We start from the raw sequence: 13,072 nt of genomic DNA, 5'->3' as shown, positions 1-13,072 counted from the left end.
ACTTTTTACCCCCCTTTGCCTTTTATCTTCGCGCTTTTTCTTTCGCCATAGTCATTACCGGCTGCTTTTGACTCCATTTAGTATCGGTTTTTCGGCTTTTTCTGTATCAGTCGCACTTTAAATAAAGTGCTTTTATTTGGTATTGTCGTTTCTGCAATGAGTGGTTTCTATATTGGGCGGCTTTTGGAAATGGGGATATTAGCTGCACTAATTTGTATTTGTATCGTTATCTTTATGGTTATAAATAATTTTTAAGTGCAAATTCAATTTTATATTATTTCCCTTGATTCAATACTTTCTTTTAACTGTAATTATGGTTCTGAATAAGACTACGTGTACTGATAAATTAAATAATTAAAAAGCACGCTTTCACGCGTGCTTTTTAGGTTGCTGAGTCGTGAATGTTATTTATAGCCACCTTTTACTAATGTTCCACTTTCATCATGTTGCCAGGTAATGGCACCCGGACAGGCCTGTGAACCGCCGGATAGGGTAGAAATAGTACCTTTGATGGTGTCGTTGTTGGCGGTAGGTGGCAAAAATTTAATTTCATAGTAAGGCCAGCCTTTTTTGTCGCAAGTCAGATGGAATGATGGATTATTCATTTTGTAATTTTCAATCCACGATATTTGTTTATTAGCCAGATTGCCGGCAGATGGACTAACTTCCCATTGCCCAATGATATCTCGGCGTCCGGTAGTCTTATTAGTAACGGTGCCCATCAATAGATTGCCATCTTTTTGTACTCTAAAAGTAAAGGTGTCGCCCAGCTCTCCTGGTATATATTTGCGACAGGTTGCACCACTTCTGGCTCCATCTGCACCACCTTTGCAATTAGGGTGTCTGGGAATGGTGTCTTTACGAAAGCTGCTGAATAAAACCATGAATTGACGTGAACCATCTCTGGCATTAGTAGTAGGCTGGATACCGGTATAGCCTATTCCTCCGCCTCCGGTAAAGCCAAATTGATTGGCAAAATAAAATTCATCTACGGGTGCCGCCTGATTGATGGTAATAGCAAAGGTGATATTTTGTATCACGCTGGAAGTTGGAATACTCCAATTTAATGTAGGTGTTGCTGCCAATGCCTGAGCAGCAGCAAAAGCGGACATGATTGCCATGATTTGTTTTTTCATGTGTCTCTCCTGTTATTCATAATTAATTATTTATCCAAACAATGTTATTGGTGTTGAATATGCAATAGCTGCGTCTTATAACTTTAGCAATATAATTTATATTTATCAAATATCTAATTTTTTTTAATAACTGAGAATATTCAAACATAGTCAGGCGATGGAATATGCTTGAATATGGCTTTGCTATGTATAAGTTAGATTCAAAATCTAGTTTACTTAAGCTTTAATAAGTTTGTAAATTGTTTAGTTTGGCCTAGTTAGGGCGGTCTTAAGGTTTTAGTATTTAGTTATATTGCAAATAATAATGGTTTCTATTATCATGACAAAAATATGGAAAACCAACGTAAAGTCAATTTTTTGATTGTTGTTCTCGTACTGGGAATGCATGCTGTTCTATTTTGGGCAATAATGGCTGTTCATGCACAACAAGAAATTGATATTAATCTGCAAACACTTAATTTTGTTGATTTGGGCATGAGTTCAAATCAGGCAGTTGATGATGCCCCCTCCAAGCCACAATCGCAGCAATCTGTTGTGCATAAGCAATCGGTGAAAGCACCGGCTAAAAAAATGATGCCCGAGAAATCACTGATCAAGCCTGTGGTTGCGCCCAAGACAGAAAGTCAATTTAAGGTTATTCCACCGAAAGCGGATGAATCAAGATTAACGCCAGCGGTAGAAAAAACTGCTCCAATAGCGCCTGTACCTGTAAATAATGTCTCGAGCCCAACGTCTGCAAATACTAGTGAAAAATCTGAAGCTACATCTGCAAATGGTAAAAGTAGCGGGGATCAGGCTGGCGGCAGTTTGGTAGTACCAAAAGAATATCAGGGTGGTTTTCTGGCAGCATTAAAACCGGTTTATCCTGCTGATTCACAGAGTAATGGGGAAGAAGGCGTTGTAGGGTTAACTGTTTCGGTATCAGCAGATGGTCAAGCACAAAATGTAGTGATAAGTAAAAGTAGTGGTTATAGCCGTCTTGACCGCTCAGCTAAACAGGCAGTATTGAAGTATCGTTTCAAGCCTGCTACCCGTGGCGGGATGCCGATTCCATATAAATATCATTTTGATGTGGTTTTTAGAATATCTAATTGATAGCAATAATGGTAATGTAATTTTGTATTTTGAAATGATTTAATTAAATCATTGTTAACTTTGAAGGTAATTATTCTTATGGACGGTAATATTGCTTCAATTTATGCCCAGAGTGGCTGGATTTTGCTGACGGTTTTGGCCATTCTTGTCTTGATGAGCATTATGACCTGGATTATTGCGTTAGTACGTTGCTGGAGTTTATGGTGTGCTAAACGTGATAATCGCGCTGCATTAAGTTGTTTTGCAACTGCTGAGAATCTGGCTCAGTTGCAGCATGAGCTGGCAAATAACCAGTCGCCAGTAGCTTTATTGACACGTGATGCTTTGCATGCCAGTAAGCTTTATCATGATAAAGCTAATCATTCATTGGCCGCAGCGATGCCTTTCAATCAGTATCTCACAAGCCAGATTCGCAATAGTATGGAACAGGTTATGCGCCGCTATGAAAGTGGATTGACTGTACTGGCTTCAATCAGTTCGAGTGCGCCATTTATTGGTCTGTTTGGTACTGTGTGGGGTATTTATCATGCTTTAATTAATATTGGCCATAGTGGGCAGATGAGTATTGCAGCAGTTGCTGGCCCAATTGGTGAGGCATTGGTTTCCACAGCCATTGGTTTATTTGCTGCTATTCCGGCATTGTTGTTTTATAATGGTCTGGTACGCAGTAAGAAAAATTTAAGTCGCGATCTTGATGGCTTTGCTCATGATTTACATGCGCAGTTATTGAATAATAGGGATTAAATGATGGCATTTGGTCATTTCAGTGATGATGAGGTTCATGAATCAGCAGATATTAATGTGACGCCGCTGGTTGATGTAATGCTGGTATTGTTGATTGTGTTTATGATTACGATGCCGGTATTAACTCACTCTATTCCATTAACTTTGCCTACTACTGCCAATCCTGCACAACAGGCGGAACCTAAATCGCCATTACGTTTATCTATCGGGGCTGACGGGCAATATAAATTAGGTGATCAGACTCTTTCGCTGGCACAATTGCAGAATGATTTACATCTGAAAGTACAGGCTGATCCAGATGTGGTGCTGGCCATTGCTGCTGATAAACACGTGGCTTATGATTATGTTGCGCAGGTTTTGGCAGCGGCACGGGATGCAGGCCTGGTGAAAGTAGGCTTTGTTACGGAAGATAAGTGAGAAGAGTTAGTTGCTAATTCAGACTATTAAAGTTTACTTTGTCCCTTTACCCTTTCAGGGTAACTATATTAATGGGCTTTCTTAAAAAAGAAAGCCCGTTTTTTCAAATCAGTTTAATAAATAATGGTATTTTGTATGTACTATTTATTATTCAGCTGACCGCTAAATTGCATTAATATGCTGATTTTAGTCGTGCGAATGAGATAATTTCGAGTATGAATCAAATATACAAATGTGATTTTTGGAGTTGTTCTTGTCTGCTTAAATCCAAATTTAACTGTTAAGCCATTTTTTAACTAATAAATGTATACTTACTCCAAAATATATTAATAATATACAGAGTACCGTTTTTAGTTGAGCATGGAAGAAATAAGTTAATATTATAGGAATTATGGCATCTACGCCTACTATTAGCACCGGCATAACCCAGAATAATATGATCTAGTTATAAATATCTTTCTCTATAGACTGTTGTCGACGTTGTTTTTTTCTCTATATTTTCTCAGAAAAAATATTGTAAGGATTATATCCAGTATTTCCTCAAGTATATTTGCTACAAATTGAAACAATTCATTTTCCCTTTGCCATCAAATTTTTATTATTTGATTATATTGTGCAGGATTATTATGGTGCAACTGGATACTGTAGATATTATTTATATAGTGATATGGCTATGGTGATATCTGTTGGGCTAAACCACGTAGTAATTGCATTTAAATTTTTAGGGACATGTGTAGTTCAATAGCTATTGCTAAAATAAAATGATAGCAATATTTTACTAAGCAAATAATCCGGATATGTGATGTTGAATATGAAATATTATTTCAGATATGTATATATAAATAATAAGATATTTTATGCCCAGTTTTGAACCTGATTTGATACTGAAGAATATATTTGTCTGATTGAAGTCTGGTTGTATAGATAAAACAGATAGATTAACTTCTGGCCAATCTACCTGTTTTATTTGGCCTGTTCTAGCGGATTACGCCGCGTGTAGAGTGGGTAAAAAATTCTTTGAACACGTGTAATTCGGGTGCTGAATCTGCTTCTGCAATAATTCTGGCTTTGGCATCAGCATAACTTAATCCCTGCCGATAAAGAATTTTATACAGGCGTTTGATGTTGGCAATTTGTTCTGCCGTAAAGTTATGGCGACGTAAGCCTTCGGTATTAAGCCCGGCAGGTTCGGCGCGATAACCGGCGGCCATTACATAAGGCGGAACATCTTTGTGTACGCCGGCAGCGAATGCGGTCATGGCATAGTCGCCAATATTACAAAATTGGTGTACAAGTGAGAAACCACCCAGTATTACATAATCACCAACGACAACATGTCCGGCAAGGGATGCATTGTTGGCAAAGACTGTATGGTTGCCAACAACACAATCATGAGCCAGATGAACGTAAGCCATGATCCAGTTATTGTCACCTACACGGGTTTCACCAATACCGGTAACGGTGCCGGTATTGAAGGTGGTAAATTCTCGGATGGTGTTGTTGTTACCAATAATCAGTCTGGTAGGTTCGCCACGGTATTTTTTGTCCTGTGGAATTGCCCCCAGTGAAGCAAACTGAAAAATCCGGTTGCCTGTTCCAATAGTGGTATGCCCATCTATAACAACATGCGATCCGATATCGGTATCGGCACCAATCTGCACATTGGCGCCAATTACGGTATAAGCACCCACAGATACGCTACTATCGAGTTCGGCTTTGGGATCAATAATGGCTGTGGGGTGAATCTGCGTCATGTATATTTCCTACAGTCGTGGTTTAACGACCAGTTTAATCATATGTGATTAATATTTGAGTTGTGCACTTATGCACTTAAATCTATTGTATTGTGTGGCTATGGGTAACCTTTACTTGTCTACCTTGCGTTTGGCACACATGATTTCGGCCTCAGCTGCAATCTGATTTTCTACCCATGCAGTAGCTTTGAATTTGCCGATATCGCGTTTGTTTGCCAATAGTTTTACTTCAAATCTAAGCTGGTCACCGGGTATAACTTGGCGTTTGAAACGGGCATTATCAATACCAACGAAGAAATAAATTTCATCATCGTCACGGCCACCATGGCTAAGAATGGCCAGTGTGCCACAAGCCTGTGCCATGGCTTCGATAATCAGAACGCCGGGCATAACTGGAAAATCGGGAAAATGCCCCAGAAAAAAGGGTTCATTAGTGGTTACATTTTTGATTGCACTCAGCGTCATGGCTTCGCTATCGTAAGCGGTAACACGGTCAATCAGTAAAAATGGATAGCGGTGAGGCAATAATTTTTGTAAGGTACGAACGTCTAGAGGTAAAGACCAATCCATTGCTTTAATCCTGTTGGTTTGATGAATTGCCGTTCAACTCGGCTAATTTGTGTTCCAATGCTTTTATTTTTTGGTGCATTTCGTGTAAATGACGAATATGTGCCGCATTCTTTACCCAGTCACTGTGTTTTTGTAATGGGAATATAGAAGCATAATGGCCGCTTTCCTTGATACTGTGACTAACAGCAGTAGCTGCTCCAATAGTTGTTTTTGGCGGTATATTTAAATGACCGCCAATCATCGCTGCGCCACCAATAACGGAATAAGCGCCCACTTCTGTGCTACCGGCAATGCCGGTACAGGCCACTATGGCTACATGGGCACCGATTTTACCGTTATGTCCAATCATCACCTGATTATCAATTTTGGCATCGTTTTCAATAACGGTGTTTTCAATAGCACCGCGGTCAATTGTGGTATTGGCACCGATTTCAACATCATCGCCCAGAACTACGCAGCCGGTCTGAACAATTTTAAACCACTCGTTTTTCTGTTTGTCCCAGGCAAAACCAAACCCATCGGCACCAATAACACAACCGGAATGTAGCTCTACCCGGTTACCCAGCTGGCAGCCATGATAAATGGTTACGTTGGCATGAATAATACAATCATTGCCTAATGTACAGTTTTCCTCAATGACTGTACCAGCCAGAATACGCGTGTTTTCACCAATGACACAGTGCTCTCCAATAACTACATGGGCACCAATTTCACAACTGGCTGCAATTTGTGCCGTTGGAGCAATAACTGCACTGGGATGGATACTTGCTTTGGACGGCGGGCGTGGATGAAACAGACGCGCAACACGCGCAAAGTAAAGATAGGGATCGTCGGTGATAATCAGGGAACGGCCAGCCAAAATTTCAGCAGATTTTTCGGTAACAATTAATACACCAGCATGGCTGGCAATGGCTTCAGCACGCAGGCGAGGATTACTCAGGAAGCTGATATCATGCGCCTGCGCCTGTTGCAATGAGGTTATACTGGTGATAATGACATCATCACCACGCAATTGTCCGCCCAGTTGTTCAACCAGAGCTGTGGCGGTTATCTGGTTCACAGCCATGATTCTGCCTTACTGTTTTTGTGCATTTAGTGCTTTGATAACGGCATCAGTGATGTCAAATTTGCTGTTGACAAATATGGCATCCTGAATGATAAGGTCATAACCCTCTTTCCGTGCCATATCGATAATGACTTTATTGGCATTTTGCTGGAGTGAGGCAAATTCTTCATTGCGGCGCAGGTTGTAATCTTCTGCCAGTTCAGCCGCCGCTTCTTTATACTGCTGATCCATTTGTAACATCTGTTTGATTTTTACTTCCCGTTCTGTCACAGGAATTTTGCCGGACTCAATTGCTTCTTTGAGTTTCAGGCCTTCAGTTTGCATGGCTTGCAGTTTTTTCTGCCGTGGTGCAAATTCTTTATCCAAATCTTTCTGGATGGACTGCGCCTGAATAGATTGCTGATAAACCCGGCTGGTATCAATAAAGCCAAGTTTTTGTATGCTTTCTGCCCATGCCAGAGTACAGGAAAGCAGGGTAGCAGCAAATGTTAAGACAATTTTTTTAAGCATGAATTTGTCCTTATCTGACTACGATTAGAACGTGGTTCCTAACTGGAACTGGAAGCGTTGCAACTGGTCTTCTGGTTTTTTGTGAATCGGATAGGCATAACTGAATTTCAGAGGTCCCATCGGCGATAACCAGGTAACAGCCAAACCTGCGGAGTAACGCACTTCGTTACCAAAGCTGGATTTGTGTGCTTTGGAGCCGCCATAGGGGTCCTTTTCATCTTGGTAGTTGTAGGTTTTGTTATCCCATACGCTACCGGCATCAGCAAACATACTCAGGCGGACAGTATGCTGGTCTTTAATTCCCGGAAACGGAAATAAAAGCTCCGCAGTTGCATTAGCAGTGTAATTACCACCATAACTGCTGGAATCACTGCTGTAAGAACCATCACTGTAGCGATTGAAATATTTGGGACCGAGTGTACCGGATTCATAACCACGGACTGAACCTAAACCACCACCACTAAAGGCATACATAAATGGTAAATCTTTGGTTTTACCATAGCCGTCTGCATATCCCAGCTGACCATATAACATAAGGGTAAAGTTTTTACTTAATGGGAAATACCAGCGTTGATCGTGGTTGATTCTGTAATATAGTAAATCACCGCCAGGTAAACCGCTGTCTATATTAGCATTCATTATGTAGCCGCGAGTAGGCCATAATGCACTGTCAGTGGTATTGCGCCCCCAGCCTACGGTACCTTTGAATATCCAGTTATCTTTACCATATTTCTGCACAAATTCAGCATAACGTTGCGGTGCGTAATCACCATACAGGTTTACGGCCAGATGCTCAGCGCCAAGGCTGAAATTCACCCGATCGTATTCAGTAATTGGCACCCCCATAGTCATGGCTGCACCGATGGTGGTGGTTTTGTAATCCATGGAGTTACTATCGGATTTACTGGGGTTGTAACCACGATAGTACATGTTGTAACCCAGACTTACGCCATCGGGGGTAAAATACGGATCGGTAAATGACAAGGCGGCAACCTGATTAACCTTGGAACGGGATAATTGCAGGCTGGCAGATTTACCGGTACCAAACAGGTTATCCTGTGAAATACCTGCTGACAGCAGCAAACCATCATCCTGTGCCCAGCCTGCACCGACATTGATGGAACCGGTTGAACGTTCTTTGACGCTCATATCCAGATCCACCTGATCGGGTGTACCTGCCACGGGCTTAATATCTACCTCAGCATTATCAAAGTAGCCCAGTTGTTGAATGCGCTCTTTGGAACGGTTAATTTTAGATACATCATACGGAGCGCGCTCCATTTGCCGCAACTCACGCCGCAATACTTCATCGCGGGTTTTGTTGTTACCGGTGATATTGATCTGATTAACGTATACTTTCCGATCTGGTACTACGTTCAGGACGAAATCGACAACATGGGTGTTTTCATCAGGCACCGGACGAACATTAACTTGGCAGAAGGCATAACCTGAACTACCCATTTTTTCCTGAATTGCCTTGATGACATCAATCAACTGTGCGCGGTTATACCATTTGCCCTGTTTGATTTTAACCAGCTTCTGTAATGATTCTGCCGGTACTTCGCGAGTATCGCCGCCAATGGTTACTTTACCCCAGCGGTAACGGGCGCCCTCATCCACCGTGATATTAATCACCCGCTGCGCTTTGTCTTCGCTATTGTTCATTTTGACATCAGCAATGCGAAAATTCAGATAGCCATGATCTTGATAATAATTATTGATTTTATCCAGGTCCTGCTGTAACTGGGTATCGGAATAACGGTCATCTCTGGTTAGCCAGCTTGTCCAGCTTTTCTGGCTCAGTGACATCTGTTTGCGCAAGGTATGTGCTGAGAACTGTTTGTTACCACTAAAATTGATGGATTTGATGGTTGTGGTTGAACCTTCGTCAATGTTCAGTTCGAGCGCAACACGATTACGTTCCAGCCGTGTGACTTTAGGTGTGATTTTCACGGCATTCTTACCGCGCTGACGATATGCATCCTGCAAACCGAGTATGGCCTGCTCCAGTGTCGCCGGATTAAACACGCGTGATTGCCCTAAACCAAAGCTACTCAGATTTTTCTTGATGTCGTTGTTATTGATTGACTTGCCACCGGTAACATCGAAATTGCTGATAATCGGCCGTTCAACTACGGTTAACAACACCTGATTGCCCATAGTCTCAACCCGGACATCATCAAAGAAGCCTGTGGCATATAATCTTTTAATAATGTCTTCACCTTCGACATCGGTGAAAGTATCACCAATTTTAACTGGCAGGTAACTGAAAACGGTTGTCGGTGCGGTGCGCTGTAAACCCTCTACCCGAATGTCTTTTATGGTAAACGGTTCGACTGCCAACGCCAGTGAAGACAGGCCCAGAGCCATTAAACTGACAGTAATCTGCTTTAATTTCATCATTCATCCAAACAAGCGGGTAATATCATTGAAGAAAGCCACCAGCATCAACATTAACATGGCAGCGATACCAAAACGTAGTCCTATTTCTTGTATACGTAAACTCAGAGGCTTACCGCGAATCCATTCGATCGCATAATACAGTAAATGCCCCCCGTCTAACACGGGAATGGGTAATAAATTCAGTACACCAAGGCTCACGCTAACGAGTGCCAGAAATTCTGTATAGCTCTGCCAGCCCATGGCTGCGGTTTTGCCAGCCACATCAGCGATAGTTAAAGGACCGGAAAGATAATGCAGCGATGCCTGACCGGTGAGTAATTTGGCAAACATGGAAAGGGTTAGTGTAATGTAATCCCAAGTACGCTGCATAGCCAGTTGTACTGATTGAAAAAAGCCGGGCTGATAATGCTGGCGAATCTGGGTATCCCATGCTTTATCGCGCATGGCACCTACGCCAACCTGTCCGATAATGGTACCATTTTCCACTACTGAGGCGGGTCGCAAACTGGTTTGCAGGGTCTGCCCGTTGCGCTGATAAGTAATATCCAGTTTAGCACCAGCACTGGCACGGATGCTATCCACCCAGTCCTGCCAGCCTGTGAGTTTGCGGCCGTTAATGGTTAACAGGATATCACCGGGACGCAAGCCAGCTTTTGCTGCAACGCTATCGGGTACAACCATGCCTATCTGGTTGATAACTTTAAATGGCATGATACCCAGATAACCGGTTTTGGCAACATTATCTGCGGCATCTGTACCGGCGATATTTAGCTGCCGCTGTCCGGAATGTCCTGCAGCAGTAATGACGTCAACCTGAACTTTACCACCATCCAGATTCAGCATGATTTTTGCCTGAGCATCTGTCCAGTCGGTTACGGCCTGTCCATTCACCTTAACGATGCGGTCACCCGGCTGAAAGCCGGCTTCTGCCGCTACGCTTGCCGGTTCAACCATGCCAATCCATGGCCGAATCTGAGTAATACCGCCTACACTGAAACTGGCAGCATACAGCAATACGGCCAGCATCAGATTGGTTAGTGGACCGGCAACGACGATTGCAATGCGTTTTAGCGGGTGTTGCCGGTCAAAAGCGTAAGGCAAATCGGCCTCACTGACCTCACCTTCACGGGTATCAACCATTTTGACATAGCCACCGAGTGGGATTGGTGCCAGACACCATTCGATATTGGCACGTTTAACGCAAAAAAATGGCTTACCAAAACCTATACTAAAGCGCAGTACTTTAACACCACACCAGCGTGCTACAACCAGATGGCCTAATTCATGCAAACTTACCAGCAGTAAAATCGCTACGATAAAAGCAACTATGGTTAATAACATGGTTTATCCTGTTCTTATCTGGCAGCCCGGCTAGCTACCCATGTTTTTGCTGCACTACGCACTTGTGCATCCAATTGCAGGAGCTCCTCAATAGATGATGCAGACTGCCCACTGAAGTGCTGTAGACAGTTGTCTACTACTGATGCCAGTTCGGTAAAGCGAATAAGCCCTTCCAAAAAGGCAGCCACTGCAATTTCATTGGCCGCGTTCAGTATACAGGAGCTGGCAGCGTGGCTGCTGTGCAATACATCATAGGCCAGTTTCAGGCATGGGAAGCGTACAAAATCCGGTGCCAGAAAGTTTAAGCCACTTAAACGGGTAAAATCTAGCTGTTTAACCCCTGAGTCAATTCTGTCTGGCAATCCCAGGCAATGTGCAATCGGAATACGCATATCCGGCTCACCCATTTGTGCCAGCACTGAGCCATCTATGTAGCGTACCATACTGTGTATCACACTTTGCGGATGGATGACTACTTCCAGCCGTTCGGCAGCGGCATTAAATAGCCAGCGTGCCTCAATCAACTCCAGCCCCTTATTCATCATGCTGGCTGAATCAACGGAAATTTTGCGCCCCATTTGCCAGTTGGGATGCTGTATCGCGGCTTCTGGGGTAATGGCAGCAAAATCTGCCAGTGGAGTATGCAGGAAAGGACCGCCTGATGCAGTTAAAATCAGCGAAGCCACTCCGGCCTGCTCCAAATCACCCTGATAATCTGCCGGCAAAGCCTGAAAAATGGCATTGTGCTCACTGTCAACCGGTAACAGGCGCGCACCATTTTGCTGTACAGTTTGCATAAATAATGCACCGGCAACTACCAGAGTTTCTTTGTTTGCCAGATAAATGGTTTTACCTGCTTTGGCCGCGGCCAGAGTTGGTTTTAACCCGGCAGCACCGACGATGGCAGCCATGACTGCATCAGTTTCACTGGCCTGAGCGACATCACACAGGGCCTGCTCACCAAATAATACCTCAGTAGTCACAGCGGCAGCCTGTAATTGTACTTGCAGGGCACTTGCCTGTGTTGCTGAGGCAACTACAGCATAAACTGGCTGAAAACGAATACATAATTCTGCCAGACGATCAATTTGCTGGTGTGCAGTCAACGCAAAAACAGCAAATCGTTCGGGATGTCGGGCAATAACATCCAGAGTATTGAGGCCAATACTTCCGGTAGCCCCCAGGATGGTTATGGACGTTGGATTACAACCACTCATCAGGAAATCACTTTACACTAAAACAGGCCAGTAAGGCTGCATACACGCTTAGTACGGCAATCAGAGAATCTACTCGGTCAAACACCCCGCCATGGCCGGGTAAAAGCTGGCTGCTGTCTTTTACACCTCCGGCACGCTTGAGCCAGCTTTCCAGTAAATCGCCGCAGATACTCACAGCAGTCAGAATCACCGCCAGACAAAGGTTTTGCCACCAAGGCAAGGTAATGGGCAGCCAGCTTTGCTGTTGCAGGACAACTGTATAGATAGCAACGCAGATAACTGCGCCAATGGCACCTTCCCAGCTTTTATTCGGGCTGATTGTCGGTGCCAGTTTGCGTTTACCCACTGCCCTGCCGACAAAATAGGCCGCAATATCGGCAATCCACACCAGTGCCATGATGGATAGCAGAGCAGTAGCTGCTGCGGTATCTGGCCGCAGGGATATTAAAGCCTGCCAGAAAGGTACCATTAACAGCCAGCCTATCAGGATACCAAACAGGTTTGCTCCGATTTTCCATTTAAATTTTAGCCAGACTGGCACGATAATCAGCCAAAACAGCAGTACTGTTATCTGTATCCATAGTGGCAATACAGTCTGTTGACAATAGGAATAAAGACAACAGCCCCCTGCTGCACTTAATAGCAGATAGAGGGCGTTCTGGATACTAGAAAAATGAACAATACGGGCGTATTCCCATAACGCCAGTAATGCGATCAAACCGCTGAAAGCAGCCCATAAACTGTTGTTGGCCCCAAACAACATACCTATCATTAGGGGCAATAAAACCAGAGCAGTGAGAATACGTTGTTTGAGCATAA

12 protein-coding genes are annotated in these 13,072 nt (G+C 43.5%); 3 read left to right on the top strand and 9 right to left on the bottom strand.

Features of this window, described 5'->3' with window-relative positions:
• Window positions 1-404: 404 nt before the first annotated feature.
• Window positions 405-1,136, bottom strand: coding sequence for a hypothetical protein (locus GYX26_RS03210; protein WP_100114179.1), 732 nt, complete (start codon window positions 1,134-1,136; stop codon window positions 405-407).
• Between the two features lie 330 nt (window positions 1,137-1,466).
• On the opposite strand from GYX26_RS03210, the gene GYX26_RS03205 reads away from it, so the two are divergent.
• From GYX26_RS03205 to GYX26_RS03195, 3 genes are all read left to right on the top strand, one after another.
• Entirely contained in the window at window positions 1,467-2,231 is a 765-nt protein-coding gene (locus GYX26_RS03205) for an energy transducer TonB (protein WP_174828001.1), read from the top strand.
• 78 nt (window positions 2,232-2,309) lie between these two features.
• On the top strand, window positions 2,310-2,975 hold the full coding sequence (locus GYX26_RS03200) for a MotA/TolQ/ExbB proton channel family protein (RefSeq protein ID WP_174828000.1): 666 nt from the start codon (window positions 2,310-2,312) through the stop codon (window positions 2,973-2,975).
• 3 nt (window positions 2,976-2,978) lie between these two features.
• Window positions 2,979-3,392 (top strand): biopolymer transporter ExbD, encoded by a 414-nt coding sequence (locus GYX26_RS03195; protein WP_174827999.1) that lies wholly within the window; start codon window positions 2,979-2,981, stop codon window positions 3,390-3,392.
• Window positions 3,393-4,369: 977 nt separating this feature from the next.
• Here GYX26_RS03195 and lpxA read toward each other — a convergent pair.
• The 8 genes from lpxA to GYX26_RS03155 form a co-directional block, all read right to left on the bottom strand.
• Window positions 4,370-5,146 (bottom strand): acyl-ACP--UDP-N-acetylglucosamine O-acyltransferase, encoded by a 777-nt coding sequence (lpxA, locus tag GYX26_RS03190; RefSeq protein WP_100114176.1) that lies wholly within the window; start codon window positions 5,144-5,146, stop codon window positions 4,370-4,372.
• A gap of 111 nt (window positions 5,147-5,257) precedes the next feature.
• A complete protein-coding gene (gene fabZ, locus GYX26_RS03185) occupies window positions 5,258-5,716 on the bottom strand; it encodes a 3-hydroxyacyl-ACP dehydratase FabZ (RefSeq protein WP_100090368.1) in 459 nt (152 codons plus the stop codon).
• 4 nt (window positions 5,717-5,720) lie between these two features.
• Window positions 5,721-6,782: a UDP-3-O-(3-hydroxymyristoyl)glucosamine N-acyltransferase gene (lpxD, locus tag GYX26_RS03180; RefSeq protein ID WP_174827998.1), complete on the bottom strand. Its 1,062-nt coding sequence runs from the start codon at window positions 6,780-6,782 to the stop codon at window positions 5,721-5,723.
• A 9-nt stretch (window positions 6,783-6,791) separates the two neighbouring features.
• Window positions 6,792-7,292 carry an OmpH family outer membrane protein gene (locus GYX26_RS03175; RefSeq protein ID WP_100090366.1) on the bottom strand — a complete coding sequence of 167 codons (501 nt, stop codon included), beginning with the start codon at window positions 7,290-7,292 and terminating at the stop codon, window positions 6,792-6,794.
• 24 nt (window positions 7,293-7,316) lie between these two features.
• Window positions 7,317-9,692, bottom strand: coding sequence for an outer membrane protein assembly factor BamA (bamA, locus tag GYX26_RS03170; RefSeq protein WP_174827997.1), 2,376 nt, complete (start codon window positions 9,690-9,692; stop codon window positions 7,317-7,319).
• 3 nt (window positions 9,693-9,695) lie between these two features.
• Window positions 9,696-11,036 (bottom strand): RIP metalloprotease RseP, encoded by a 1,341-nt coding sequence (rseP, locus tag GYX26_RS03165; RefSeq protein ID WP_174827996.1) that lies wholly within the window; start codon window positions 11,034-11,036, stop codon window positions 9,696-9,698.
• A gap of 14 nt (window positions 11,037-11,050) precedes the next feature.
• A complete protein-coding gene (ispC, locus tag GYX26_RS03160) occupies window positions 11,051-12,253 on the bottom strand; it encodes a 1-deoxy-D-xylulose-5-phosphate reductoisomerase (RefSeq protein WP_174827995.1) in 1,203 nt (400 codons plus the stop codon).
• Between the two features lie 7 nt (window positions 12,254-12,260).
• Window positions 12,261-13,070, bottom strand: a complete 810-nt coding sequence (locus GYX26_RS03155) for a phosphatidate cytidylyltransferase (protein WP_174827994.1) — start codon at window positions 13,068-13,070, stop codon at window positions 12,261-12,263.
• Window positions 13,071-13,072 lie beyond the last annotated feature (2 nt).

Source organism: Snodgrassella sp. ESL0253, from assembly GCF_013344965.1.
Taxonomy (GTDB): domain Bacteria; phylum Pseudomonadota; class Gammaproteobacteria; order Burkholderiales; family Neisseriaceae; genus Snodgrassella; species Snodgrassella alvi_B.
Note: the sequence above shows the minus strand (reverse complement) of the source record. Positions and strands in the feature narration are given on the sequence as shown.